Annotated in this window: 27 protein-coding genes, 1 tRNA gene and 10 pseudogenes; 22 read left to right on the top strand and 16 right to left on the bottom strand. The window is 51.6% G+C overall.

Going from position 1 to position 24,098, the window contains the following annotated elements; translation table 11 throughout:
* The first annotated feature begins 14 nt into the window (after positions 1-14).
* Positions 15-1,110: pseudogene (locus SGP1_RS10150) on the top strand (IS256 family transposase).
* On the opposite strand, the gene SGP1_RS10145 reads toward SGP1_RS10150, so the two are convergent.
* The 13 genes and pseudogenes from SGP1_RS10145 to SGP1_RS25590 all read right to left on the bottom strand — a co-directional run bounded on the left by SGP1_RS10145 (position 1,090) and on the right by SGP1_RS25590 (position 7,656).
* Positions 1,090-1,398: a hypothetical protein gene (locus tag SGP1_RS10145; RefSeq protein ID WP_041866854.1), complete on the bottom strand. Its 309-nt coding sequence runs from the start codon at positions 1,396-1,398 to the stop codon at positions 1,090-1,092. The pseudogene SGP1_RS10150 and the gene SGP1_RS10145 overlap by 21 nt on opposite strands.
* A 92-nt stretch (positions 1,399-1,490) precedes the next feature.
* Complete coding sequence (lysC, locus tag SGP1_RS27155) at positions 1,491-1,733, bottom strand: Rz1-like lysis system protein LysC (protein ID WP_041866853.1); 243 nt, start codon at positions 1,731-1,733, stop codon at positions 1,491-1,493.
* Entirely contained in the window at positions 1,627-2,016 is a 390-nt protein-coding gene (locus tag SGP1_RS10135; protein WP_011410993.1) for a hypothetical protein, read from the bottom strand. Before SGP1_RS10135 ends, lysC begins: the two co-directional genes overlap by 107 nt.
* Positions 2,017-2,225: 209 nt before the next feature.
* Positions 2,226-2,663, bottom strand: coding sequence for a lysozyme (locus SGP1_RS10130; protein WP_011410992.1), 438 nt, complete (start codon positions 2,661-2,663; stop codon positions 2,226-2,228).
* On the bottom strand, positions 2,663-3,004 hold the full coding sequence (locus SGP1_RS10125) for a phage holin, lambda family (RefSeq protein ID WP_050747560.1): 342 nt from the start codon (positions 3,002-3,004) through the stop codon (positions 2,663-2,665). Before SGP1_RS10125 ends, SGP1_RS10130 begins: the two co-directional genes overlap by 1 nt.
* A 355-nt stretch (positions 3,005-3,359) precedes the next feature.
* The gene (locus SGP1_RS30710; RefSeq protein ID WP_158302373.1) at positions 3,360-3,524 is read right to left on the bottom strand and encodes a hypothetical protein; all 165 of its coding nucleotides are present in this window, start codon (positions 3,522-3,524) and stop codon (positions 3,360-3,362) included.
* 610 nt (positions 3,525-4,134) lie between these two features.
* Positions 4,135-4,641 carry a hypothetical protein gene (locus SGP1_RS10120; RefSeq protein ID WP_243466219.1) on the bottom strand — a complete coding sequence of 169 codons (507 nt, stop codon included), beginning with the start codon at positions 4,639-4,641 and terminating at the stop codon, positions 4,135-4,137.
* A 205-nt stretch (positions 4,642-4,846) separates the two neighbouring features.
* The gene (locus tag SGP1_RS10115; protein WP_041866852.1) at positions 4,847-5,260 is read right to left on the bottom strand and encodes a hypothetical protein; all 414 of its coding nucleotides are present in this window, start codon (positions 5,258-5,260) and stop codon (positions 4,847-4,849) included.
* A gap of 14 nt (positions 5,261-5,274) precedes the next feature.
* The gene (locus SGP1_RS36340) at positions 5,275-5,403 is read right to left on the bottom strand and encodes a hypothetical protein (protein WP_424141167.1); all 129 of its coding nucleotides are present in this window, start codon (positions 5,401-5,403) and stop codon (positions 5,275-5,277) included.
* A gap of 121 nt (positions 5,404-5,524) precedes the next feature.
* Positions 5,525-6,080: pseudogene (locus tag SGP1_RS10105) on the bottom strand (VapE domain-containing protein); the annotation flags it as partial.
* Between the two features lie 336 nt (positions 6,081-6,416).
* Positions 6,417-6,551 (bottom strand): annotated as a pseudogene (locus SGP1_RS29615) (hypothetical protein); the annotation flags it as partial.
* 137 nt (positions 6,552-6,688) lie between these two features.
* Positions 6,689-7,333, bottom strand: coding sequence for a bifunctional DNA primase/polymerase (locus SGP1_RS10100; protein WP_011410991.1), 645 nt, complete (start codon positions 7,331-7,333; stop codon positions 6,689-6,691).
* Between the two features lie 11 nt (positions 7,334-7,344).
* Complete coding sequence (locus SGP1_RS25590) at positions 7,345-7,656, bottom strand: helix-turn-helix transcriptional regulator (RefSeq protein ID WP_011410990.1); 312 nt, start codon at positions 7,654-7,656, stop codon at positions 7,345-7,347.
* Between the two features lie 207 nt (positions 7,657-7,863).
* On the opposite strand from SGP1_RS25590, the gene SGP1_RS33185 reads away from it, so the two are divergent.
* The 10 genes and pseudogenes from SGP1_RS33185 to SGP1_RS10055 all read left to right on the top strand — a co-directional run bounded on the left by SGP1_RS33185 (position 7,864) and on the right by SGP1_RS10055 (position 13,596).
* The gene (locus SGP1_RS33185; protein ID WP_243466218.1) at positions 7,864-8,208 is read left to right on the top strand and encodes a helix-turn-helix domain-containing protein; all 345 of its coding nucleotides are present in this window, start codon (positions 7,864-7,866) and stop codon (positions 8,206-8,208) included.
* A gap of 47 nt (positions 8,209-8,255) precedes the next feature.
* A complete protein-coding gene (locus SGP1_RS33180) occupies positions 8,256-8,519 on the top strand; it encodes a LexA family protein (protein ID WP_243466217.1) in 264 nt (87 codons plus the stop codon).
* Between the two features lie 364 nt (positions 8,520-8,883).
* Positions 8,884-9,033, top strand: coding sequence for a hypothetical protein (locus SGP1_RS30705; protein ID WP_158302317.1), 150 nt, complete (start codon positions 8,884-8,886; stop codon positions 9,031-9,033).
* Between the two features lie 81 nt (positions 9,034-9,114).
* Complete coding sequence (locus tag SGP1_RS10085) at positions 9,115-9,519, top strand: hypothetical protein (protein WP_148203462.1); 405 nt, start codon at positions 9,115-9,117, stop codon at positions 9,517-9,519.
* Between the two features lie 29 nt (positions 9,520-9,548).
* Entirely contained in the window at positions 9,549-9,863 is a 315-nt protein-coding gene (locus SGP1_RS10080; protein WP_041866849.1) for a hypothetical protein, read from the top strand.
* Between the two features lie 3 nt (positions 9,864-9,866).
* Positions 9,867-10,652, top strand: a pseudogene (locus SGP1_RS27150) (DUF2800 domain-containing protein); the annotation flags it as partial.
* Between the two features lie 107 nt (positions 10,653-10,759).
* A pseudogene (locus tag SGP1_RS27145) lies at positions 10,760-11,021 on the top strand (ssDNA-binding protein); the annotation flags it as partial.
* A gap of 69 nt (positions 11,022-11,090) precedes the next feature.
* A pseudogene (locus SGP1_RS25585) lies at positions 11,091-13,141 on the top strand (DNA polymerase).
* A gap of 4 nt (positions 13,142-13,145) precedes the next feature.
* Positions 13,146-13,325, top strand: a complete 180-nt coding sequence (locus SGP1_RS10060) for a hypothetical protein (RefSeq protein WP_041866496.1) — start codon at positions 13,146-13,148, stop codon at positions 13,323-13,325.
* Positions 13,326-13,327: 2 nt separating this feature from the next.
* Positions 13,328-13,596 (top strand): annotated as a pseudogene (locus SGP1_RS10055) (VRR-NUC domain-containing protein).
* Positions 13,597-13,644: 48 nt separating this feature from the next.
* Here the strand turns inward: SGP1_RS10055 and SGP1_RS30700 are convergent.
* Complete coding sequence (locus SGP1_RS30700) at positions 13,645-13,851, bottom strand: hypothetical protein (RefSeq protein WP_158302372.1); 207 nt, start codon at positions 13,849-13,851, stop codon at positions 13,645-13,647.
* A gap of 379 nt (positions 13,852-14,230) precedes the next feature.
* On the opposite strand from SGP1_RS30700, the gene SGP1_RS10045 reads away from it, so the two are divergent.
* On the top strand, positions 14,231-14,467 hold the full coding sequence (locus SGP1_RS10045) for a hypothetical protein (protein ID WP_041866846.1): 237 nt from the start codon (positions 14,231-14,233) through the stop codon (positions 14,465-14,467).
* A gap of 3 nt (positions 14,468-14,470) precedes the next feature.
* Here the strand turns inward: SGP1_RS10045 and SGP1_RS10040 are convergent.
* A tRNA-OTHER gene (locus SGP1_RS10040) sits at positions 14,471-14,549 on the bottom strand.
* 94 nt (positions 14,550-14,643) lie between these two features.
* Positions 14,644-15,051, bottom strand: coding sequence for a hypothetical protein (locus SGP1_RS10035; RefSeq protein WP_011410988.1), 408 nt, complete (start codon positions 15,049-15,051; stop codon positions 14,644-14,646).
* 117 nt (positions 15,052-15,168) lie between these two features.
* Here SGP1_RS10035 and SGP1_RS10030 point away from each other — a divergent pair, with 117 nt between their 5' ends.
* The 10 genes and pseudogenes from SGP1_RS10030 (at position 15,169) to SGP1_RS09985 (ending at position 23,756) form a co-directional block, all read left to right on the top strand.
* Positions 15,169-15,774: a KilA-N domain-containing protein gene (locus tag SGP1_RS10030; protein WP_050747556.1), complete on the top strand. Its 606-nt coding sequence runs from the start codon at positions 15,169-15,171 to the stop codon at positions 15,772-15,774.
* Between the two features lie 840 nt (positions 15,775-16,614).
* Positions 16,615-17,118, top strand: coding sequence for a hypothetical protein (locus SGP1_RS23885; RefSeq protein ID WP_243466216.1), 504 nt, complete (start codon positions 16,615-16,617; stop codon positions 17,116-17,118).
* A 68-nt stretch (positions 17,119-17,186) separates the two neighbouring features.
* Positions 17,187-17,759, top strand: a complete 573-nt coding sequence (locus SGP1_RS33175) for a hypothetical protein (protein WP_050747555.1) — start codon at positions 17,187-17,189, stop codon at positions 17,757-17,759.
* 150 nt (positions 17,760-17,909) lie between these two features.
* A complete protein-coding gene (locus tag SGP1_RS10010) occupies positions 17,910-18,218 on the top strand; it encodes a hypothetical protein (protein WP_041866844.1) in 309 nt (102 codons plus the stop codon).
* Positions 18,219-18,637: 419 nt separating this feature from the next.
* Positions 18,638-19,829: pseudogene (locus SGP1_RS10005) on the top strand (SNF2-related protein).
* A 21-nt stretch (positions 19,830-19,850) separates the two neighbouring features.
* On the top strand, positions 19,851-20,057 hold the full coding sequence (locus SGP1_RS10000; protein ID WP_041866843.1) for a DUF4224 domain-containing protein: 207 nt from the start codon (positions 19,851-19,853) through the stop codon (positions 20,055-20,057).
* A pseudogene (locus tag SGP1_RS09995) lies at positions 20,058-21,092 on the top strand (site-specific integrase).
* A gap of 575 nt (positions 21,093-21,667) precedes the next feature.
* Entirely contained in the window at positions 21,668-21,976 is a 309-nt protein-coding gene (locus SGP1_RS33170; protein ID WP_243466215.1) for an HAD-IIB family hydrolase, read from the top strand.
* Entirely contained in the window at positions 21,910-22,479 is a 570-nt protein-coding gene (locus SGP1_RS09990) for an HAD family hydrolase (protein ID WP_243466214.1), read from the top strand. The genes SGP1_RS33170 and SGP1_RS09990 overlap by 67 nt, the downstream gene beginning before the upstream one ends.
* A 54-nt stretch (positions 22,480-22,533) precedes the next feature.
* Positions 22,534-23,756: pseudogene (locus SGP1_RS09985) on the top strand (glycosyl transferase).
* Positions 23,757-24,098: the final 342 nt, after the last annotated feature.

Below are 24,098 nucleotides of genomic sequence, written 5' to 3'. Positions count from 1 at the left end.
AGAGATGATACGCCATGAAAAAGTCTACCCTACAGGTCTCCGCAGAACCAGATATTACCGGTGAGCCCTTACATGAACTCATCCGTCATGGTGCCAGACAACTGATGGCCGCCGTCGTTGAGGCTGAGCTCGAAGCCATGCTGAACGCCGTCTTGACGATGGGCGTCATGCCGTCGTCCGTAACGGTTATTTGCCACAGCGTTCAACAGCGCGTTGCTGCCATGGCTGTACCTGCGAGGCATATCCACCGGTGATTTTCATGAAGCCCTGGGGGCGCTACTCGGTGAAAAAGCCCATGGCCTCTCCGCGAGTACCATCAGCAGACTGAAACAGCAATGGCTTGAAGTGCACAGGCAATGGTGCCTGCGTGATTTAAGCGATACGCGCTACGTTTATTTCTGGGCTGATGGCATATACAGCCATGTCAGGCAAGATGATCGCCTTTGCCTACTGGTCAGTATCGGCGTCACTGAGCATGGACGTCAGGAGCTGGTTGCGGTCGAAGAGGGTTATCAAGAATCAGAAGCAAACTGGGCCGAACTTCTCAATGGCCTGCAAGCAGGTGGCCTAACCGTATCTCCCAAGCTAGCTACGGGAGACGGTGCCCTTGGTTTTTGGAATGCAATGGCAAAGATATTCCCGGACACGCAGCACCAACGCTGTTGGGTGCACAAAACGGCTAATGTGCAACCGAAAGTTAAGGCTGAGCTTCGGGAGATCTGGCTAGCAGAAAGCCGCGATGCCGCTAATGACGCTTTTGATGTTTTGTTGGCAAGGTTTTCAGCGAAGTATCCTGCAGCGATGAAGAAGCTGGAGAAAGATCGAGAAGAACTGCTGGCATTCTACGACTTCCCGTCAGAGCACTGGGCATCAATAAGAACGACAAAGCCGATTGAATCGGCTTTTGCGACTGTGAGGCTACGAAGCAGACGCGTAAAAAAGTGTGGTTCGAGAGAAACCACCCTGTCAATGGTATTTAAGCTGCTCCAGTCTGCTCAGAAAAGCTGGAACCGGCTAAGAGGATTTGACCTGCTGACCCTGGTGGTAAACAACGTCCAATTTCAGGATGGAGAACAGATTCACGAAGCATCAGAGCAGAACGTAGCCTGATTGCCATACACCAGATTTGATAATAACTCCTTCAATCGCAGCATCTGCCAAATTGATACAATCTTTGGCTAACACTTCCGCTTGAATTTCTCTGGCACGCGCGTACTGCTCCGAAAACTCTTCATGCCTGCATAACCATAATGCGACTGTGCTAAAAACTGGCATTCCAGGCCGCTGGCAGATTGACCTTAAACTTTCGCCAGTCATCAAAAGCGCGCAAATATCTGCCGCTACCTCCGGTAAATAATCAGAGGGGCGACCCATTTTATTTTTTGTTTGTCGTCCCATAAAGAATTTCCTGCTGTTTTAAGTGCCAGCCCTTGCGGACTGTAGGATGCTTGAAGGTAATCGCAAAGCGATTATACCTTAGCCTCCTTCTATTATTTTCTTAGCGCCTCAATCTGCCTCAGCGCAGCTTTATCCTGATTGCACATCTCCAGCGCCAGCAGCAGCTTCTCATTGAGTATCACGCTATCGCCCCACGTCATGTGCTCTGGGATAACCGGCGGCGGGCAATCATCGAGCAGCGTGGCCGGTATCGGCGCGGGCGGGATGGGCAGGTATCTGGTCTGCGTGCGCCCGCAGCCGGTTAACAGCGGCAGCAGGCACAGGCAGACGAGCACAGCGCTCAGGCGTAAGGGCCTCACGTATCTGGATGATACGCGGCTGGAAGTCTTGCACCGCGTGCTGATGTGCATCCTGTGTTGCTCCGGCTATCTGGTTGAACAGCGCTACCGCCTGTTCATAGTGGGTAAACTGTGCGCGGGCGGCGTCACGCTCGGCGACCATCGATTGGTTAGCCTGCTTCAGGCGAGTGATTTCGACATACTGGAGTCTCACCACGATGGCGAGAGCGGTAATCGTCGCGAGCATCGCGGCGAGGGTAAGGAGCCTCCAGCGCATCATGCTACCAACCTGTGTTGCTCTTCGATTAACGTATTACGAAAACACCGCACGCCAAATAAGCCTTAAACTTTGAACGCATCAGGAAATAGTGAAATCCAAAGTCTTTAGCCAATTTGTTTTTCGTCTTGCCTGAAACTTTCATACAAAACACGATAAATGCGTTTTTCATACAGATACTCCTAATGACATTATTAATTAAGACATCATTTTCATGGTTCAAATAAAGCTTTCTCTTCCTGCCTGCGCTTAATCAAGCCTGGCAACGACACTTTTTTACCGTCAACGGTCGCATGGCACCATTTGGAGAACTCTACCGCTGCCCCGGGGTAATCACTTTCATTCAGCTTTTTAAGCAACGTCGATTTAGCAAATGCCCCGATGCCGATATTGAAAACCAGTGAACACAATGCGTCGAACTGATTCTGTGCCACCGGCACGGTTATCAAGGCATTCAGTCGTTCAACCACGGCGTCGATATCGTCACGCAGAAAAGCGTCTGCCTGTTCGAGGGGGATAACATCCTCTGCCTTGACGCCGTTCGTATGCCCGTAGCCGATAGTCCATCTGTCTGCGCTGCATTGATATGCGGTGAGCTGAAGCCCCTCAAACGCCTTTATCCGTTCTAATCCATTCTGACTGATATTCATCATGACTCCTGATTCTTGCGCCGGGTAAACGCCTTTATGCGCTCGCGGATGTAGTCAGTCCCGACGTAGCCGATATAAATCGCCAGGGCCTGTGGTGCTGACTCGGGCAGTGTCAAGCCAAGCATAACTTCAATAAGGGTCAATAGAGGCTTGGCGAAGAATGCCAGTGTGCTACAGGACAGCGTGTCTAGCAGTCGCCGACTCCACGGATTTCTGACCCACGCATTGCGCAGAAACGAAAACAGGGCGGCGACAGTGGCGTAGCCAAAATCGGTTTGGTTGCAGCGTATCCAGGCCAGCAGCGCGACCCAGAATCCCGGCTCTTTCTCAGGCATTTTCATTATTTTTTATCAAAAGGAAGGTTACAGCATCGAAATGACGCTATGTAACGATTAAGGTGTCAGCACCAATGCCAACACAGGATAACGCCTTGATATCTCTCGACGTCAGGTCACCGTACTGCCGGATATCAGCACCGGGCTCAACCAGCACGTCGTAACGACCCAGACGCTCGTGCAAGGCGATGATGATGTCCTCGACGAAGGTAGGGTACTTTTAGACGGTGGAGACTTTCACCGGGTCTTCCTCCGTCTGCCCCACCCGCTCGGCGGCGAAGTCCAGTACACCCCGGAGTTGCTGGCCGTATTCCCCTTCCAGATGCGCCAGCATCCGGGTACAGGCGTTAAACGACTGACCTTAAAGCTCTGCCGTCAACACTGTGCGGTTAAAACTGCGTCGGGCTACCTGGTCACATAGTCGTTCCGGGTTATCGTGATTCACTTCAGCCCAACCGATATCCGTCGCTTTGACCAGATGGTCGAGATAGCGAAGTATACCCGCTGTTTGGGGCGTCTTCGTCATCAGGCCGGTAGTGCTGATATCCAACGGACGGGGAGCGTTTCGACATCTGACCAGCGAAGCCAGCCCACGAGGGATAAACTGAAACACACTGGCTATGTGCCGAAAAACCAAGAGCACCGCGCGCTTAACAAACGACCAGCACGAGGGCTTGATGTCAAAGCCTATGACCGGTTACGGGCACTGGAGATGCTCCCTGCCAGTGGATTAAGCACCGAATGACCGGGCAAAGGGCGAATAGCGGATAGCGGATAGCGGATAGCGGATAGCGGATAGCGGATAGCATAGTATCTCCTCATAACGGCAAAAAGGCCACGCCGGAGCGTAGCCTTGGGATTAAGTGCCAGATAGCGTCTGGCGGCGCATTTCTACATCTGATATCGTTAATTCGCCAAAATTTACTATTCAGATATGGAGAAATTCATGAGTAATTCTAAACAAACGACGAATGAGAATTAAGCCTCAGCCAGCGTCGCAATCTAAACCCTCTCAACCCTATGTGCCTAAAGATTTTTCCACGGAACGCATGCTTGCTGAAGATCCAGCACCTGTCAAAAAAGATGATAAGTAACAGCTGACACCAGCATGGAAAAAACAGGAACAAGGACAGTGGCTATTCTTGCTCTTTTTGATGAGAGCTGATTGTTGCATTTACAACCCGCAATTCAGCCGAGGTCTTACACAAATTATTCAGCCTGTATCGCCGCATTACCGATGTACGGTTACAGCCTCCAGAAAATCCCTTAGCCTTGAGATAATCAAAATCTTCCTGACTGATAGTCTTATAGGCTTCAGTATACAAAAGATGCGGTGAAGACGATACTAACCTCCGTATCTGTATCGACAATCCACAGAAAACAAGATATATCGCACACAATGCCCAGCACAGGGTAAACGTAGCCATCCCCGCACTCAAGAAAATGGGTGGCTGCTTTTGGGCCAGAAGCAGAAAAGATGACCCAACACCTACAATGAGAATACTTAATAGTTTATAGCTATTTTCTTTGTTTACAGTATTCGACTGATGAAGCTCCCTAATGCAGTCTTCTCCCTGCTTTTCTAAAAAGTTAAGAAACTCATCATCGATATCGAGGAAATAATCCTTCGGTAGGTTTTCCACTATGCACCACCTTTTAAAACACAAAAGCCCCAACCACCAGAGGGCGTTGCGGCATGGTTTTCCGCAGTGAGTAAATTTTCAGATTTCGAGTCGTATTTAACATAATAAACATTACCCGCACCGACGCATTACCACTCATCGCGTAAACGCATAAAGCCTGTCAAAAAGGGGGCCTTTAGCCCGGCGAAAATGGCCGGTTTTTATGTTACCGATTTATTAACAAAATGGCGAAATCCGTTTGGCAGCCTTTTACCGGTGAAAGACGCCTTTTTGACAGTTTTCGGTACGTTCGCGTGTTGCGAACCGCAGAAACACTATTGCCCCACACACTGGCGAGGCGATCCTGAACGCCTTCATTGAAACCCGCATCAAAATAACCATCTGGTATGTTTCGCAAAGGCGGTAAGTTAATTTTTAATCGTGACAATCCTGCTAGCGCGCCCGCACGAAACATTATCCACATCAGCTGAACTCCTGAGTTTTCATACTCAGAATCTAGATCATTCCTCAGATTGTAATCGCAGCGGGCGTGGCCCCTAGTTTTATATGTGAGCGATAGCTGCGGGTAATCCCTCTCCATAAGCATTTCAAAATTGTACCGTATATTTTCAGTCAGCATATTTGTAATCCTGATCACCCATCAACACAATAGGCCATTTCCAGATTGATATCTGCCATCGCAAGACAACCCGCGATAAATCCTTCGGCTGATTGCAACCATGTGGCCACAAGGTTGTGAGAAATCCCGAGCTTATCACACATGACCCTCAGCGAAAAACCATTGACATACCGCATAATAATTATGCCGATAAAGGTATGCATCATATCGTTTCAGACGACCTACCGCGCAACTGACGGCAATCCCATCATCGTCCCTTGTGGCTCAAGGGCTCAAGTGGAACCACCTCCCAAAACTAGGTGGTTCCACCCTTGCCCATACCTTGGCTTTTTTGCTATTAATACGCAGATGTATATTTTTGTATTCACACTTTATTAGCACACCACAAATTCGCATTTCTTCCCGCTTGCCGATGTTACATGGCGACAATCCGATGGCGTCCTGCAAGACATCACTTACCCGTAAAAACTCGCGAGCACGTGGACGCTCACCGGTTAGTGCATCGGGCTCATCCAATCATCTTTCGACGATTTCAAACCAGGCATCCTTAATCATGTGCTGTTCGTGTACGCCGCTCGCCAGTCGCTCAGCATCCCGCCCGGAACTGCACACCGCCCAATGTCCTGTAGAGCTCTGTACCCTCGGCCCATAGCTGCATCACATCGCGTTTGATGTCGTCTAAACGCATCTTACCAACGCGCAGCGGTAACCAACGCCGATTGCCGGTTTCGTCGGCCAGAAACTCTTCCTGATTGGTAGTGCCGAACATCACCAGACGGCGCGAGAACTGTGTAGCGAATTCACGGTATTTGGGCACCCATTGGTTATCGCCCTCCTCGACCAGCATAATTTCATCGCGGAACTGGTCGAAGCAGACTTGCACGCCGCAGAAATCAGGCCGCGCAACAGCCCTGCTGACGTTATCGATGGTGTTTTTAATGACGCCGGTCTTGTCTTTGCGCACAAAGGCTGGCCACGGCGTTTTATTCGCCGCCTCAACCGCGCCCAGGTCCTCAAAATCCTCCACCACCGCCACGGGATGCTTCATGCGCTCAGAGCCGGAGTTTATCCAGCCAGCATCGCCCGTGCGCTTGAAGATGGCCTGATAACCCGTGCGATCGGCTTTCAGTGCATCGTTATCCCACTTCGCGGCAGCTGCCTCGATATCACCATCAGGCGCCGTTGCCGACCACTCCAGCCACAGGTCGCGCGCCCGCTCTTCGTACTCGGTACCTTTGAACCACGCCAGCCGGTTTCCCATATCAACCCACGAGCTATAAGGGCCTGCCATTTCGAGCACCGGCGCATACCACAGGGCAGAGCGGAGATCGTCGAACGTTTACTCATCCACCCGAGCCAGTATCACTTCGCGCTCCAGATCTGCCACAGCATCCGATGATTTTTCCGACGCGCTAGTCTGTGCGTTAACTACGGGCAGGAGGGCCCGCAGACGCGCCTGTATCGCCTCCAGTTGCTCTTCGGATACTTCGACAGGGCAAAGCGCCAGACGATTCTGGCCCCGCTGGGGTGGATCCCAGCGGCCATAAACTGCTGCCCGGTTGCCAGTAACTCGATTTGTGCGGGTCGCCCATCCTCATCAGGCAGGCGTAATACGCCTTTCCGACGTTCAAAAGGCGCGTTCAGCAGGTACAAGCACTTGTTGGCGTTTTTGCGGAAACGGCATGGCGGCAGGCAGCCGAGCGTATCACGAAGCACTTGCTCAATAATCGCGTGGTGCCCCTCGTCCTCGTTATCGCAGTCCAACGCAATAAGCCCCCGACCAGTGCGTACGCAGATACCGTAGTCCGGCTCCTCCCAGTTATCCAGCATGGCGGGCGTGATAAGCATCGATGCCCACTGGCGAATGCCCGCGATTTGCTTTTTGCGATTGTAAAGTGAGGGGACTTTAGCCGGGTGAAGCAACTGCCCGGTCGTTTTATCTATGCGGTAAAGCTGGCTTTTTTTCGATACTACCGCCTCCGAGTTGCACACCGTTGGCAGCAGGTGCTCAGGGCACAGTGAGCGCCACAGCGCCCACTCTTCGGGGGTGGCACCCCATAGTGTATTGCCCATCAGGGACCACCTCAGACGTTGTAGTATTTCGTTAAATCAATATCCCCTTCGTCGTCATCATCCTCTTCTTCGTCAACGCTGTTAGGCAGATCGGTTTGGGGAAACACCATCTCTGGTTTGGGCGGAAAAAGACTATCAACACTACACGAAAGCCCTTCCTCGTTAAAAAGGCGAACAATCTCGTGACAAACGTTCAAGTTAGGCAACCGTTTTCCGCTCTCGTAGTTAGCAATTCGAGATTGGTTCCACCCTAGTTTTTCTGCCAGCGAGGCTTGCGTAATGCCTAATTTTTTCGGTACACAGCAATATGGTTCATCAAACATGTCCTTGTATTTTCCAACATCAAACATGGCAATGATTCACAAAACGTGATGCCCCGTCAATTCCGTTTGGTGATTTTATTAAAATCACGTGGCGTGATAAAATTATGCCGCACTGAAATTCCGCTGAGTGACGAAGAGTTAAAATTTTGAAGAGCAATTACGTTTCGCCCTATAGATATTGCACAACGCAATAAAAAGGCTGCGCACATGAAAACACAATTTGAAATAATTGGTGATCGTTTAAAACGTATCAGAGAACAGGCGGGGTTGAGTCAAGCTCAGCTAGCAAAACTTTGCGGATGGGCCTCACAATCTCGCATAGCAAACTACGAAAAAGGAGCCAGAGGTATCGGCGCTGATGATGCCCTTATACTATCTAAGATATTGAAAGTATCTCCTGGTGAATTACTTTTTGGGGAGCAAAGTCCATCGTCACGACCGAAGCTCAGCTCCCCGAATACCCTCTTCTTAGTTGGGTTCAGGCCGGGGACTTTACTGAAACCGATGGCACTTTTACAGTGGAAAACGCTATACGCTAGGTCCCAACAGTAAAGAGCGCCAGCGAGAGGGCATTCTGGTTAGAAGTCCACGGTGATTCCATGACATCCCCCATAGGATCGCGCCCTAGCTTCCCGGAAGGAATTCTGATTCTGGTTGACCCCGATAAAACCGTAAGTTCAAGTGAACTATGCGTGATGTATTTTGAAGAAAGTGGTTTCGCCACCTTTAAAAAATACTTAGAAGATGCAGGGATGCGCTTTCTAAAACCGTTAAACCCACAGTATCCACTTATAAATTTAGGCAAAAACGAGTGCAGATGCGTCGGTAAAGTTATTGACGCCCGGTGGCACTGCTTAGATTAACGCACTTTTCACTCCTACCTCTTTGAACCTCTAAAGCTGCGCCAGGAACAGGGCAGTTTCCGTCGCACCCAATAATCACAAAAAAAAGATTAAAAAAATATCTTTTTGTGATTGTCACTCCCAACACAGCTCCACCCGCTCTTTAACAACTTGGACAGGGCAGTCACACCCCGCAATTCAGTGACACGCTGAATGTCTTGGCTAACCCGTTGAAACCGGAATGCGAGACTGGAACGTGATGAGGTACCTGCGTTTTGCTGCACGTACCCGAAGCAAACGTGAATTTATCAAGCGTTGGCGCTGTTCGCGGGCGCTTTATTAAGTTCATTCACCTTATCTAACTGATTAAAAACGGAAATCCACCATGAACCACCTTAAACGTATGCAGCACCGCTACCGGCTGACGGGCGCAGACTTGCGCCACCATACCGGCACCATCGTGACCGGTGCGTTGTACCTGCTAGCGCTGCTGTGCGCCGGAACACTTTTTCTCTCGATAGCGAGGACCCTGTAATGTCACTGGAAGCCCATCTGGAGCGGAGTAACCAGCTCGACGAGGAGCGCAATACGCTGCTGGCTGAGCGGAACAAGCTCATTGCAACACAATGCACGGATAACCGAGTGGTTTGTCAGCATGAACCGCCCGCTCGCGCGCAAGCCAATATCGTCAATCACTGAGCCTGAACAACCCGAAGCGGCTGCAGAGCCAGAAACATCAGTAGTGGTAATAGCGACGCCCGAACCGGCAGCCGCACAACCCGAGCCGACTCCGGTCGATAACACACCCCTGCGCGATATCGAAACGCTGGATAAGCATACCGTGGTGGCGCTGGCGGGCGTCAGACCGGCAATCAACATCCCTCGAAGCAAGCTTCTCGAGATCGCACAGCAAATACTGAAATACTGGGACATCCTGCCGGGCATCGAAGACCGTCGCGAATACGGCTATCAGCTTCTAGGCTCGCATCCCGATAATCGCCACAGCGCCAAGCCCCTGTAACCAAATCGAAGACATCAGTAAAAGGCAAAGTGAAAGCCTCCGATGCCTGTGAACTTACCGCAGAAGGCCAGGACGGCGCGCCACACGGCAACCGAAGTCCTGACGACATCCCCGCGTCCGGTCCACCCGATACCCCTGATAAAGGCGGTACCGCTGATATCGCAGCACTACGAGAGAAAGGCCGGTTGATCCTGGTTCATCGCCTCGAAAAGGTTGAGAGAGAGGCGATAGCCCAGGCACTCGCCCGGTGTGGCGTGGAAAGTATCAGCAAAAGCCCGGACGAAAAAGTTCCGGCGGTGGTCGCTGCGCTCCAACAGCTGGCCGACGAGCTGGGGGGGTGTTAGCTCATGGCAGAGCATGCGCAATTAGCCCCCTCCAGCGTGGAGAAATGGCTCAACTGTCGCGGCAGTCTGGCGATGGAAGCGGGCCTTCCCGAAAGCACCTCATCGTACGCTGAGGAGGGCAGCGCCACGCGCCGGGTCGCGGAAAATGTCCTGAACAACCGGCTCAACCCAACACTAGCAGGTAAACCGCTCAGCGGCGGTCAAGACGCCGCCTACATTGGCACCTACCCGCTGGCAAAAGGGGGAAAGCCTATCGGCCCGCAGGTGACCGAGGAGATGGCCGAGCATGTACAACGCTATATCGATACGGTATAGGCGCGGGCCTAGGGTAATGACCTGCTGGTAGAGCGGCACGTGGACTTCTCAAAGGTTATCGGAATGCCTGAACAATTCGGCACCGCTGACGCCATCATCCTCGCCGGTAGCGAGCTGCAAATCCACGACCTGAAATACGGTTTCCTGAAGGTGGACGCCGAGAACAATAAACAGCTACAGCTCTACGCCCTCGGCGCGTTGGCCTATTTCAGTCTGGCGCAGAACTTCGACCGCGTACGGTTGTTCATCCATCAACCACGCCTGAATCGTACCTCGGAATGGGCGCTCAGCGTCACTGAGCTGGAAGCGTTTTTCGAACAGGCAAGGGAAGCCGCGGCCGCGGCAATTGTCACGGCGAACATCACCGATTGCGAAGGGGTCGATACCCTGCCCGCCGACGTGTTCACACCTGGCGAAAAGCAATGCCGCTGGTGTAAAGCCGCCGACGGTCGCTGTAAAGCCGAGACGGAATACTACCTCAATCTGACCGCGGGGGATTTTGTCGACCTGACGCAACCGTTGGCCCCGCAACTGGCCAACGCGCCGAAACGGGTCGCGGCGCTTACACCCGATGAGCTAAAGCCAGCAACAAAGCCCACCCCTTGGTTATCGACACGGATCGCACCCCACTGGCCGCCGCCGATGGCAAACCCTACTCGGGTTGCTATGTCAACGCCACGACACCCTCTTCGCGTACGACAGCAAGGCAACAAAGGCATCTCCGCATCCCTCGGTGGGGTCCAGTTCCTGCGTGATGACGACGCTTTTGGCGGTGGCGCACCGGCGTCCGAAGAGGATTTCGAGGACCTGACCGTAGGTGCTAACGCGGAAGAATTCGCTTAAACCCACCGCATTTACCCGCCCGGCCTCGCGCCAGGTGCTCCGGTCAGCCATCGATAACGGATTTACCCTATGACTTCCCCACCTCCGCTTTTCGCGGACCTTGAGACGTACTGCGAAACGCCGCTTAACTGCGGTACGCACCGCTATGCTGAAAACGCCGAAGTACTGCTGTTTGCCTGGGCGATCGGCGATGGCCCGGTCAATGTGTGGGACCTCACTACCTGCGACCCGATGCTCGAGGCGTTAAGCGCTGTGCTTGATGACCCGCAGGTCATAACTGTCTGGCACAACGGCGGCATGTTCGACTCCGTGGTGCTGCAACATACTTTAGGTATCGATATTCCGCTCGAGCGTATACACGACACAATGGCCCAAGCCTATGCGCACAGCCTGCCCGGTTCGCTGGGTGCGCTGTGTGAGGTACTGAACGTCCCAACCAACCAGGCCAAGGACAAATCCGGCAGGCAGCTTGTTAAGATCTTCTGTAAACCACAACCACGGACTCACAAAATCCGTCGCCCGAACCGCGATACGCACCCGGAAGAATGGCAACGTTTTGTCGAGTACGCCGCGGCAGATATAGAGGCGATGCGGGTAATCTGGCAACGGATGCCACGCTGGAACCTCACCCCGTTTGAAATAGCGCTATGGCGTCTTGACCAGCACATCAATCGCCATGGCATGTGCATGGATATGGCGCTGGCCGAAATTGCGATGGCCGCCATCACAGAGGAGAAAAAACACCTCGACAAGCGCACGGAAGAGCTCACCGACGGCGAGGTGGGGTCCACCCCGGCGCGACGCCATGATCAACCATATCGTTAACGCCTTCGGCATTACCCTGCCGGATATGCAGAAAAGTACACTTAAGCGGCGTATCAACGACCCCGATCTGCCGATAGCGTTGCGCGAACGGCTGATCGTCCGTCTCCAATCCTGTACAACCAGCACCAGTAAGTACGAGAAATTGGTCGAATCCGTCAGCCGCGATGGCCGTTTACGCGGCACCAAGCAGTTTTGTGGTGCCTCACGTACCGGGAGCTGGGCGGGGCGGCTTTTTCAGCCCGACAACCTCCCTCGGCCATCCATGTCACAGGCAGAGATTGACCTGGGGATAAAGGCGCTGAAAAAGGGCGTGGCAGATTTGGCGTTCGACGTTATGCCGCTCACCAGTTCTGCACTACGCGCCTGCATCCGCACGCCCGAAGGTAAGAAGCTAGTAGTATCCGACCTGAGCAATATCGAAGGCCGGATGCTGGCGTGGCTGGCGGGCGAGGAATGGAAGCTGCAGGCATTCCGCGATTATGACGCTGGTATCGGCGATGACCTGTACAAGCTGGCCTACGCCAAGGCGTTCCACATCGACCCAAGCGAAATGACCAAAGCGCAAAGGCAAGTCGGTAAGGTGATGGAGCTCGGATTGGGGTATGGCGGCGGCGTGGCAGCCTTCGTGACCTTTGCCCTCGCCTACGGCCTTGACCTCGATGCGCTGGCCGATGTGGCCCTGCCCTCCATACCGGCGACAATTATCCGCGAGGCCGGAAACTGGTACGCCGAGTCCGTAAAGCGGAAGAAAACCTACGGGCTGACAGAGCGCGTGTTTGTTGCCTGTAATTCGATAAAACGCCTGTGGCGGGACGCGCATCCAAAGACCATCTCGTTCTGGCGGACACTGGAGGACGGGGTACGGCACACCATTGAACACCCGGGTGCACGCTGCCTTGTCGGCGCGTCAAAATCCGGCGCGACGGTGCGTGGCTGCGCATCGCCCTGCCCTCGGGCCGGGTCGTCTGTTACCCGGGAGAGGGGAAGTGACCTACATGGGCATGGACCCGTACAAGCACAAATGGGACCGGCTCAAAACATATTCCGGAAAAATTGCGGAAAATCTCACCCAAGCAGCCACGCGTGACGTGCTGGCAGCAGCCATGCCCGTGATTGAAGAGCACGGCTACGAGATTGTTTTAACGGTACACGATGAGGTGGTCTGCGAAGCGCCGGATACCGATGACTACACGCATGACGCGCTAAGCACCCTACTGGCAACTACCCCACATTGGGCCGATGGCCTGCCGCTTAACGCTGGCGGGTTTGAAGCGCTTTATTACCGGAAGGAATAACTCGATGAACATTGAAAAACCATCCATGACCATCGTACCGTTCGCCAACGCTAACTGTAACGCGTGGGACTTCGGCAACGGCAACGTTGTTTATGACTTTTTGACCGCTGACCGTATGGCAAAACCCTCGCCCAACACCAGCACCGGCGCTTTAGCGAGAGCCATTAATGACGGGAAGGCATAAGCATGTACTACCTAAGAGAAAAAGCCATCGAGCAACAGCTTATCCGCGCGGTAAAAGCCACCGGCGGCATCGCCTACAAGTTTGTATCGCCGAGCAGGCGGGCGTACCTGACCGTCTGGTCGTCTTACCTGGTGGCCGGGTGCTGTTTGTGGAATGCAAAGCGCCGGGGCAGAAAGCACGCCCCTCCCAGAGGCGCGAACACGACCGGCTCAGAGCGCTGGGGGGCGAAGTCATCGTGCTGGATGATAGAACGCCTGAAATCATATTTTAGCCAACGCCGAAGTATTCACTTCACATAGTCAGCCAAGTGATGCAAGACCTACGTCGCAATGGCAGCATTCGCGAAGACGATATCAACACACTTACCGACAACAGCTTCTGCACCTTTTTCTTTTACCATCTGGAGAAGAGAGTGCTTCTCGCGGTCTCCAAGGTTAGCAGCGTTGATGAGATTCTCTAATTGATCAAGGGTCTGTTTATGTATCTTGATTTCAAACGCATTAATCTCAGAGCCAACGGTGCCCACACGCCGACAGCAGTAAGGCCCATACATCCACGATTAAAATGCACCATCCCGTCAGCACCAATTATCGCTGCATCCGCCTGAACCAGACCGATGGATGTCAAATAGGTTAAATCACGCGCCAGAACATCGTCACCAAAGGTCTCCCGGAGGTGGTCGAACGTTTCTTCATCAATGGGTGCCATAAGACGGTCGGGATTGTTCAACGTGCGAAGTAGCATAGTATGCCTCTCGTTTAACGTTCGCATTTTTCTTTCCTCTCGTAGCTGTTTGGGATGAGCACATTTTAACCGATTCCTTTGCATTGGGGAATGCAGGAACCCTCGCCGCCTGAGAGGGTTATCAAATTAGGCACCACAAGCAATCTACGGAGAATTGGATCATGAAACTGGATAATGCACGGGTGCTGACCTTCAGGCACCCCAATATAGGAGAAGTGGTGGCCATCACCAACGGCGGCGAGAGTATCGACGATGCCCGCTATCTGGTCAGTCTGGGCAGGCAACCTAACGAAGACTGGGAGACCCGGACGCTCAGGGCAGTGATCGAATATATGGCCGAAGACAACAAGCGACTACGCAAGCAGGTTCGCCGTCTGACGCAGGAGGTATGTTGCTGAAAGTGGAGGGTCGAGCAGGCATCGAACCCGCGTCCTTACGGTTTGATAACACGTACGCTCTTCCAATCTGAGCTACCGACCCAATTGGCGCAGGTGTAGGTTAACACCCATAATTGATTTGAAAACAAAGAGATAAGGTATTTTTGCCGCACCCAAATATACACCCGATTGGCGCATTACAGAACAGGCATTACAAATGCTTTGACCACCAACGACAAAATACCGATAACCCCAAACCCCAGCATCCAGCGCATGAGTTTTTGCTCTGAGCGAATACCCGCCATCTCAAGCTGTAAATCTTTGCGGACTAACTGCATATCCTTACGAACGTCAGATATCTGCGCCTCTGTTTTCTCGAAGCGATGAGCTATATCCTTACGGACATCGGCGATCTCTGCGGATAGGTCCTTACGGACATCGGCGACATTCCGATTTACCTCAGCGATATCGGCCTTTGTAGCCACATCCGCCACTTCATGCGACTTGCGTACAACGAGCGAAATCGCCCGCGCTTGCTCTCTAGAGATGCCAGCGGTTTCAAGCTCTTCTAACGCCTGCAATGTATCAAATGCGACTTGGCCCATAGGGGATCCTCCTGTGTAAAGCCAAGTGTAAGCGATCTGACCGCCAATCTGCAAAATTTTGCAAGTTAGCCCCCTAATACCTTTTAAACAAATCCGTTTAATTATGGAGAAATCGTTATATCTAAATTAGTTGTCATTGAAAATACCGTTGTTCGCCAAGATGTTTTTGGGCGTTACTGCCTGAATGATCTGCACAAAGCAGCCGGAGGACTGGAAAAAGATAAGCCCAAATTCTGGCTTGCCAACGAAAAAACCGGAGACTTAATTGCTCAATTTGTAAGCGAGGGTGGAAATCCTCCCTCGGTTATCCGTGTGGGATCTGAACAGGGAACGTATGTTGCCAAAGAACTGGTTTTCGCCTACGCCGTAGACGCACCGGAGGGCTCCGCGACCGGCTCAAGTGAGGTCACACATTCGCTTACTGAACTGCTGGCTCTGCACGGTAAGCCCTCCAGCGTGCAATCTGGATATCGTCGGTTGGCAATGTTGGCGATCGTTGAGCGCAAGTCACGCCCCAGCAGTAAGCATCCCGACAAAGAGAAGCTGTTCTGGTCGCTAACGGAGAAAGGCTTACAGTTCGGAAAGAATCTGACCGATCCAAATAATCCGCGCCAGGCGCAGCCACATTTCTACGATGCACATTTCCCCCGCCTGCTGGCCGTCATGATGAATGAAGCCCCACTGGCTCTGGTTCAAAGCACTGAAGGGGTCGTCTGTGCCTAAGGCTGACTGGCAGATAATAGCTTCAAAAGCGGAAGCGCTGGAACGCCGGAGACTGTACCGGCGGGCCGCAACATTGTGGCGTCAAACAATCCCGCTGGCTGATTCAATCATGCAGATGAATCTCAGCCTTAGCGCCCTCGAGCGTTGCTCGAAGAGAGGTCAATACGGGCTTGGCACGAGCGGTGACTAAAGGAATACCCGAACAGAAGCGCCCACATCAACGCATTAATAAAAACGCATTAATAAATAAGCATAAAGCTATATTCTTTGAACTTTCTTTTTGATATTTTACCTTTACCATTGACTGACGGAAGAATAACCCATGCGCTATAGTCAATCCGCACCTGCAAATTCAGGTGTCGGGTTTGAGACCCCGGTTATCTAAGAAGGCGCATAACACGCCGAGAACGTGTTTTTTTATGCGTCAGTCCGCCATATCAGAATAATGGTGGGCTGGATGGGGGAGCCGCAAGGCTCGCCGGGTCCTTCTTAGCCGGTAGTCTCAACCCTGTTCAGCTCGCCACCAATATGAGTTTGAGACCTCTAGGTGGTGATGTTCCTTAACTAAGAAGGAAATCATTACTATGACAACCTTAATGTTCCGTAACACCATTCTTGAAACCATTCCCCACAACGGGCAGATCTGGTTCACCTCTACCGAACTTGCTAAAGCACTCGAGTATGCAGATCCTAAAGCAGTTTCCGGGCTTTATAACAGCAACGAAGATAAATTCGCAACAGGCATGTCATTGGTGGTCGAATCAACCACCAATGGAATAAACAATAGTTTACGTAAAATTAAAACCAGCATTTTCTCCCTGCGGTGCACATCTCGTCGCCATGTTTGCCCGTACGCCAATCGCCAAAGAGTTCCGCAAATGGGTGCTGGACATCCTCGATCGCGAAGTCGGCCAACCCGTTTACCAGCCTGAAGCACCTGCGCGTTTTACCCGCATCGATACCACCCGTAACCTTGCTCGCTTAGTATGGTGCATTACCCACGGCTTCCGTTTTGAACAGGCATGGACCAATGCCGTTTACTATTCTCTGCGCGATGTGACCGGCACCCCATCGCCGATGCCCTTTGAAGCACAGCACATCCCCTTGCTGGCCGAAGAGTGCCGCTGTATTTACTACGTCACCGAACCCCTGCGTGAAACCATCCACGAAGCGGAAAAGCAAACCCTCAAGCGCATTCTGCGCAAACGTGAAGACGTCCATACCGTGCTGGCCGATATACAGCGGCTTTTCGAGAACTGCCACCGCCAGCAGCAACGGGGCGTGGAAGATCGCCTTGACCACTGGCACGAAGACGAAGTTAAACACTTCCTGACACGCCACTAACCCAGTCATTCCGCCCCGGGATCGCACCGGGGTTCCATTAATCACATTAACTTGTGAGGAGCTTCAACATGCAAAACTTAATAAACGTACAAGATTTAGCCATCAATAGTGACAACGAAATCGACTCTCAGCGGTTGCTGAACATGGTCAACGAAACGCGCAAGGAGTACGGCGAACCGCCGATCCGCATTTTTGTAGGTCAAAAAAACGGCGCTGATATTGAAATTATCCATATGACGCTCAAGCAAGCTCTCCGCGTTGCGGCACGTGAATCCAAAGCGGTTCGCCGCTCGCTGATTGATAAGTTGGAGCAACAGGCCGCACCTAAATCACAGGCTGAGCTTAACCTTGCCTACGCATTGGCACAGGTTGCCCAAGAACACCGCCTGAAATCGGTGGAAACGCAAGTCGAGCAGGTTGCCGAAGAAATCGACCATATCAAACAAGGCATTATTCCCGCCGGTTATCAGGGCTACAGCTTCTGCAAGCGACTTACGGCCTCAGCAATGCCAAAAGCAAGCAGCTGGTCATGGCGTGGAGCGTCCCGCATAAAAAGGTTCCCCATGTCGCACCGGGCGGTCAGGTCACGCAAATGTCCGTTGTTCATGAAAATAATTTCGTTTCTGCACTGTGCAACATGATGCACGAGGCAGCGCGGCACTCAATGGTATCACCCGAAAATAGGACGCTTTTCTATTGCCGGATGGGAAAGCGATGGAAATATCGCTGACCATTCTGGCAATAACGGCTCAACCAAGCCATTAGCGCATTAATTTAAAAGGGAGAAAATTATGAATAACATTATTTGTAGCGACAGTGTAAGAGATATGGTTCTGTTTGATGACGCCTCATCAAAACTATGCACAACCGCCGCCGACGAAATTATGTCGCTCAAGAGCGAACTGGCAAAATGGAAGGCACTGGCTGAAGGGCAAGAATGGCTTTTAAAAGAGGGTGATGCATTCAAACGGTCAATTATTAACATCTACAAAAAGGGTTTGAAAAATAAACCCATATCAACTGAAATTCTTATCGATATTATCGTAGACAACTACGCCGCATTAGGATATTCGGGGGATAGCCATGAGCAGGAATTATAACCAAACACGCGTTGTGCATAATGGCCTCGAGAAATGGGAGTCAATTCATAACGGGCTTACTGTCTCTCGTAATCATGAAGGTCTTATTGTTATTGAAGCTAGCGAGATGGGCATTGCGCACGTTAAATTTGAACTCACCAATGAGCAGAGCGACGAGTTAGTAGAAATCCTCGCGCAGGCATAGCCACAAGCCATAAACAAGTCAGATATTCATATGCGCAAAATACTCAGGCGTAGGAAATTCTGTCTTTACGACGGACCTTACCACGGAGCTACTATTATGCTGCATTACGAAAACACATTAATTTTCACGGCGAAAGGCCAGCGCGGAAGATACAAAGGCACTCACCCCGACTTATATTGGGAGGCACTGAGTATCGGCTAGAAAAGTATTTACCCCGCGCCCTTATCAGGCGCGGATGGTAACACATATTCTCACACACCCGCACTGCAATATCTGGGCAGGCATGGGTATGGGAAAAACCGTTGCCACATTAACGGCGCTGGACACCTTATTCAAATCGGGCATTGAAACGCGACCGGCTTTGGTGCTGGCCCCACTGCGCGTTGCGACGTCCACCTGGCCGGATGAGGCGCTGAAATGGACGCATCTGCGTGGCCTCGTGGTGCAGCCCATCACAGGCACACCAAAGCAGCGACAGGCGGCGCTGGCGAAGGTGGCCCATAAATACGTTGACCGCTGAGTCAAGCTGACCGGCACCCCCGCCCCTAACGGCTTAATCGACCTGTGGAGGCAGGCGTGGTTTGTGGACCAGGGCAAGAAGCTTGGACGCACGTTCGGTTCGTTTGAAAGCCGCTGGTTCAGGAAACTACAGTTCCCCGACCAGCCGTTCTCAAAGCTGATACCGCTGGAGTACGCGCAAGAGCAGATACACGCTGGCCGAGTTCACGCTATCGCTCAACCCCGCCGACTGGTTCGACATCGACCTGCCTATCCACAACACCATTAACGTCACCCTGCCGCCAAAAGCCCGCAAGCAGTACGAGGAGATGGAGCAGGAGATGTTCCTTGAACTGGAAGATATCGGTATCGAAGCACCTAACGCCGCTGCCCGCACCATGAAGTGCCTGCAGCTTGCCAGTGTTGCTGTGTATACCGATGACGGCGGCGAGTGGTTGAACGTGCACGATGAAAAGCTCAAGGCGCTGGAGAGCATCATCAGCGAGTCCGACGGTACACCTGTGCTGGTACGCCTATCACTGGAAGCACGACCTTGAGCGTCTGCTTAACGCCTTTTCCGATGTCCTTCATCTGGACGCCAATCCGCAGACCATCAGCGACTGGAACGCCGGATGGATACCGCTACTGTTCGAGCACCCTGCCAGCGCCGGGCACGGGCTGAACCTTCAGGACGGCGGTAATGTCCTGGTGTTTTTCTCCCACTGGGGGGCCTTGAGCATTACCAGCAGATTATCGAGCGCATCGGCCCTACCCGGCAGGCACAGGCCAGGCACCCGCGCCCGTTATTTATTCACCACATTGTCGCCACTGATACCGTCGATGAACTGGTCATGGAGCGACGCGACTCAAAGCGTCAGGTGCAGGACATTCTGTTAGAGGCGATGAAACGGAAAAAGCATCGCCGATAAATACAGTCAGGAGAAAAGAGAATGAGTGAATTATTTCTTAAAAAAGAAGAAGTCATTAAATTGACTAAATATAAGTACAGTGCGTACCAGAAAAAATGGTTGGCTAAACGTAATATACCCTTTTGGGAAGATAGAGAAGGAAGCCCTGTTATCATGCGCTCGTATTTTTTGAATACTGAAAATACGAGCATAAGCGCAGAAGACAAACCCAATTTTGGAGCGCTTTAAATGGGCCGGAAACGACTTAACCCTGAGCATAACAAACTACCTAATAGAGTTTACACTAACGGCTACAGTTATGTCTGGAAACCAACATCAAGCGAATCAATCACGCTGACGCTAATCAAAGATGGCATTGCCGCTGTCTGGAAAAAATACGAGGAAGTTGTTAATCAGGCACGTAAACCCATTACCTTTAGCCAACTATGGGAAAAGTTTATTAGTAGCACGTATTTCATTGAGTTAAAACCTCGCACCCAACAAGACTACATGCAGCACCAGAAAAAACTATTTTCTGTATTCGGAGAGATGAAGGCCGATGGCATTAAACCGGAGCATGTCCGGGAGTTTATGGATAAACGTGGGCTACAGAGAAAAACGCAAGCGAACCACGAAATGGCGAGTATGTCCCGTGTCTATCGCTGGGGGTATGAAAGAGGCTATGTTAAAGCTAATCCCTGTGCCGGCGTTATGAAGTTTAAAGCTGTCAAGCGCGATCGGCATATTACCGATGAGGAATATCTTGCTATTTATCGAGCTGCTGACGATATAGTCAAAATTGCTATGGAGATAGCCTACCTTTGCGCCGCTCGATTATCTGATGTACTTGGGATGAAGTGGCAACAAATCACTGAGCAAGGAATTTTTATTCAGCAGGGAAAGACTGGAATTAAGCAAATCAAAGCCTGGACGCCAAGGATTCAAGCTGCGATAGATCGCGCCAAGGTTTTTTCCACACCAGCAAATGCTACCTCCGCCGTCATCATGGGGCAGCATAAGGGGCATTACAGCAAACGGGGCTTCAGTAATCGATGGATGGAAGCGCGTTCAAAAGCAGCTGCCCAACTTGGCTAAGATCTTGACTGTACATTTCATGATTTGAAAGCTAATGGTATTTCAGACTACAAAGGAAGTACAAAAGATAAGCAACTATTTAGTGGGCATAAATCAGAAAGTCAGGTTTTGGTGTACGACAGAAAGGTTAAAATATCGCCTACCCTTGATGCACCGCTCCCGCCGGACGAGGCAAAATATTCCAAGTGAATATTCCAAGTCAATTCTAAGAGAACTTTTTGAACAACCAGGAAATCAACCTAAGACATTGATAATTATGTATAAGTAGGTAAGATTCGAACTCACGAAAGGTCGCCCTTCGCCGGTCGCACAGACCGGGGAAGCATAAATTCTGCCATGGCGGGATGAATTTCAAAATTCGTTACACTAGGAAATCAGATTACTTCACTCATATTATAAAGTTTCTAATAATTGGAAATTTACATTACATTTGTTTTCGTCGGTTTTGCTGGCGGTAAACCCGGTGCCATTGCGGGACGCCTCTCGGCTATGACAATCAGTTAACTTACTGAATTAATTATAACTCTACATAAACCCTGCGTGACACTCACCCCAAGCGAGAATGAATCCTCGCGCCCTTAATTAGAAGCATTCTGATAAACCATAAACAGAGGTTTAGTTTCCGGTTAACATTTGTCCGCTCAACAACTGTTATAATGACCATTTATTCCCATAGATCAATAAGCCATCGTATATACTAATTGGCTGAAGAGGCGGCCTCATGGACGCCAGTATCCCAGTATCTAAAACAGGCGGAGAACAGCATGCCGAGCTTGACTGACCCATTATTGGTGATTACCGATTTAGACGGTTCTTTACTGGATCACCATACCTATAGCTGGCAACCCGCCGCGCCCTGGCTGGCGAAACTGAAAGCTAACGGAATACCGATTGTCATTTGCTCGAGTAAAACGACGGCTGAAATTGTCACTCTACAGGCGCAAATGGGACTGGTCGGGTCGCCGTTCATCGCTGAAAATGGCGCGGCCGTACAGCTTGATGCACATTGGCCAAACGCACAGGCATCGGTCGGTGGCTTTGCCGGAAGGACTACACCACCCTGCGTGCGGTGATGACACGCCTGCGTGAAGTCCAGGGCTATAAATTTTTTGGCTCTGGCGATGTAACCGCTAACGAAGTTGCAGAATGGACCAGCCTTAGCGTGAAAGAGGCGCAGTTGGCCAAAACCCGTGAAGCCTCGGAAGCGTTTATCTGGCGCGATACCGATGACAAACTCGCCGCTTTCGCCGCCGAATTGGCGATGGAGGATCTGGCCATCACCGAGGGCGGCAGATTTTACCACGTGATGTCCCGCGGTAGCGGTAAAGGCGCGGCAGTACGCTGGCTTCTCGATCAGTATCGCCAGCACGACGGCAGGGAATGGCATACCGTGGGATTGGGGGATGGCCCTAATGACATTTCCATGCTTGATGTGGTGCATTATGCCGTAATCATCCGTGGTTACAGCAAAACACCGGTTACATTGACCTCAACGCACCCGTCGGTTTATCGCACCCACGCCTATGGACCGGAGGGCTGGAGGGAAGGCCTGGACCATTTTATTACCGAGGCGTGATTAACGTCGTACCCGCAACAATTTAATAAAAACGACAGCCATTGGGGGTTAATTATGAGCGATTTTCACCAAAACGGAATTATTACCAATTTCCATAATCTCGCCGATAGAAAAGTGGAAGAACTGGAGGCCGAACTCGTCGGCTTTTCCCGCAAGCAAAAAATGGGACTGATACTGCCTTCACTGTTCTCCGAGCTTGAAGGCCCGGCGCTGACCCATATCATCGATGAATTGGCGCGTGTACCCTATCTGGAAGAGATAGTGATTGGTCTGGATCGCGCCGATCGCGATCAGTTCCTCCACGCCCGCGAGTTTTTTTCCCACCTGCCGCAACATCATCGTATTTTGTGGAACGATGGACCACGGCTGAAAGCTCTTGATGCGGAATTGGAAAAAGAAGGGCTCTCCCCTACCGGAGCCGGGCAAAGGCCGCAATGTCTGGTTTTGTACGGGTTACACGCTGGCTTCGGATCGCGCGATGGCGGTCGCTCTCCACGACTGCGATATCGTCACCTATGAGCGCGGTATGCTGGCGCGCTTACTCTACCCGGTAGTGCACCCCCGCTTCAGCTACGAATTTTGTAAAGGGTTTTACGCCCGGGTCGCCAACGGTAAGATGAACTGCCGCGTGGTGCATCTGCTGGTTGGGCCGCTGTTACGCTCGCTGGAAAATGTGTATGGTCAATCTGAATATCTGGATTACCTCAACAGTTTCCGTTACCCCCCTGTCCGGCGAATTCGCGATGCGCACCCGGGTAATACACGATATGAAAATCCCCGGTGATTGGGGGCTCGAGATCGGCCTGCTGTCGGAAATCTACCGCAATTACTCGCCCAATCACATTTGTCAGGTGGAAATCGCCGATAATTATGATCACAAACATCAGCCGCTGGCGGAAGAAGATGGTTCTGGCGTGCTGAAACGAATGAGTAACGATATTATCCAATCCCTCTATCGTAAACTGGCGACCATGGGGGTCAGTCTGACCAGCGACTCTTTCCGGGTTCTGAAAGCGACCTACTATTGTAACGCCTTGGATATCTTGGAGTTTTACCATCATGATGCTATCATAAACGGCTTGAGTTTCGACCAGCACAGTGAAGAAGCAGCAGTGGAATTATTTATGCAGTGTATTCTCGACGCCAGGCAGGCGTTTATCGAACGTCCGAACGATAAGCCATTCATCCCGATCTGGAGCCGCGTGCAATCCGCCTTTCCGGATATCATGCAGCGTATCTATGATGCGGTCGAAGAAGACAATAAAGGAAATGTTTGACGTTCCTCGCCGTTGCCGGCAGCGGCAGCTACGTCCTTTAGCCTCTCCTTGCCTGCGACAGCATCGGCAGCACCGCTGTCGCTGATAATAACGGCGTGTGCTGAATAAATAAAACAAATTAATATAATTGAATAAAAAAGAACTTTTATGAATAGCATTTGATGGCGATTAGAGTACTATAATTCAGTAGTTGAAAATTTCCCTGGTGTAACTTGAGATCTCTTAGCCCGCTTAAAGCGGGCTTTTTTAGTGCGCCCAGCATAGGCGCACTCTTGTGGGTGCAAGTCCCGCCGCAAGCTGGCCACAGTGAGCGAAGCACAACTGCGCAAGGGTGACCGAGCG

The organism is Sodalis glossinidius str. 'morsitans' (genome assembly GCF_000010085.1).
GTDB lineage: Bacteria > Pseudomonadota > Gammaproteobacteria > Enterobacterales > Enterobacteriaceae > Sodalis > Sodalis glossinidius.
Note: the sequence above shows the minus strand (reverse complement) of the source record. Positions and strands in the feature narration are given on the sequence as shown.

Coding starts and splice junctions, on each gene's coding strand:
- SGP1_RS10125 (WP_050747560.1), bottom strand. CDS start 3,004: ATGAAAATGCCTGAGAAAGAGCCGGGATTCTGGGTCGCGCTGCTGGCC.
- SGP1_RS30705 (WP_158302317.1), top strand. CDS start 8,884: ATGAACCACCTTAAACGTATGCAGCACCGCTACCGGCTGACGGGCGCA.
- SGP1_RS10130 (WP_011410992.1), bottom strand. CDS start 2,663: ATGAATATCAGTCAGAATGGATTAGAACGGATAAAGGCGTTTGAGGGG.
- SGP1_RS10100 (WP_011410991.1), bottom strand. CDS start 7,333: ATGGGCAATACACTATGGGGTGCCACCCCCGAAGAGTGGGCGCTGTGG.
- SGP1_RS10000 (WP_041866843.1), top strand. CDS start 19,851: ATGAGTGAATTATTTCTTAAAAAAGAAGAAGTCATTAAATTGACTAAA.
- SGP1_RS33185 (WP_243466218.1), top strand. CDS start 7,864: ATGAAAACACAATTTGAAATAATTGGTGATCGTTTAAAACGTATCAGA.
- SGP1_RS33180 (WP_243466217.1), top strand. CDS start 8,256: ATGACATCCCCCATAGGATCGCGCCCTAGCTTCCCGGAAGGAATTCTG.
- SGP1_RS10035 (WP_011410988.1), bottom strand. CDS start 15,051: ATGGGCCAAGTCGCATTTGATACATTGCAGGCGTTAGAAGAGCTTGAA.
- SGP1_RS25590 (WP_011410990.1), bottom strand. CDS start 7,656: ATGTTTGATGAACCATATTGCTGTGTACCGAAAAAATTAGGCATTACG.
- SGP1_RS10135 (WP_011410993.1), bottom strand. CDS start 2,016: ATGATGCGCTGGAGGCTCCTTACCCTCGCCGCGATGCTCGCGACGATT.
- SGP1_RS33175 (WP_050747555.1), top strand. CDS start 17,187: ATGCAAAACTTAATAAACGTACAAGATTTAGCCATCAATAGTGACAAC.
- SGP1_RS10145 (WP_041866854.1), bottom strand. CDS start 1,398: ATGGGACGACAAACAAAAAATAAAATGGGTCGCCCCTCTGATTATTTA.
- SGP1_RS10010 (WP_041866844.1), top strand. CDS start 17,910: ATGAATAACATTATTTGTAGCGACAGTGTAAGAGATATGGTTCTGTTT.
- SGP1_RS10115 (WP_041866852.1), bottom strand. CDS start 5,260: ATGCTGACTGAAAATATACGGTACAATTTTGAAATGCTTATGGAGAGG.
- SGP1_RS10060 (WP_041866496.1), top strand. CDS start 13,146: ATGAACATTGAAAAACCATCCATGACCATCGTACCGTTCGCCAACGCT.
- SGP1_RS10045 (WP_041866846.1), top strand. CDS start 14,231: ATGAAACTGGATAATGCACGGGTGCTGACCTTCAGGCACCCCAATATA.
- SGP1_RS23885 (WP_243466216.1), top strand. CDS start 16,615: ATGTTTGCCCGTACGCCAATCGCCAAAGAGTTCCGCAAATGGGTGCTG.
- SGP1_RS36340 (WP_424141167.1), bottom strand. CDS start 5,403: ATGTGTGATAAGCTCGGGATTTCTCACAACCTTGTGGCCACATGGTTG.
- SGP1_RS30710 (WP_158302373.1), bottom strand. CDS start 3,524: ATGACGAAGACGCCCCAAACAGCGGGTATACTTCGCTATCTCGACCAT.
- SGP1_RS33170 (WP_243466215.1), top strand. CDS start 21,668: ATGCCGAGCTTGACTGACCCATTATTGGTGATTACCGATTTAGACGGT.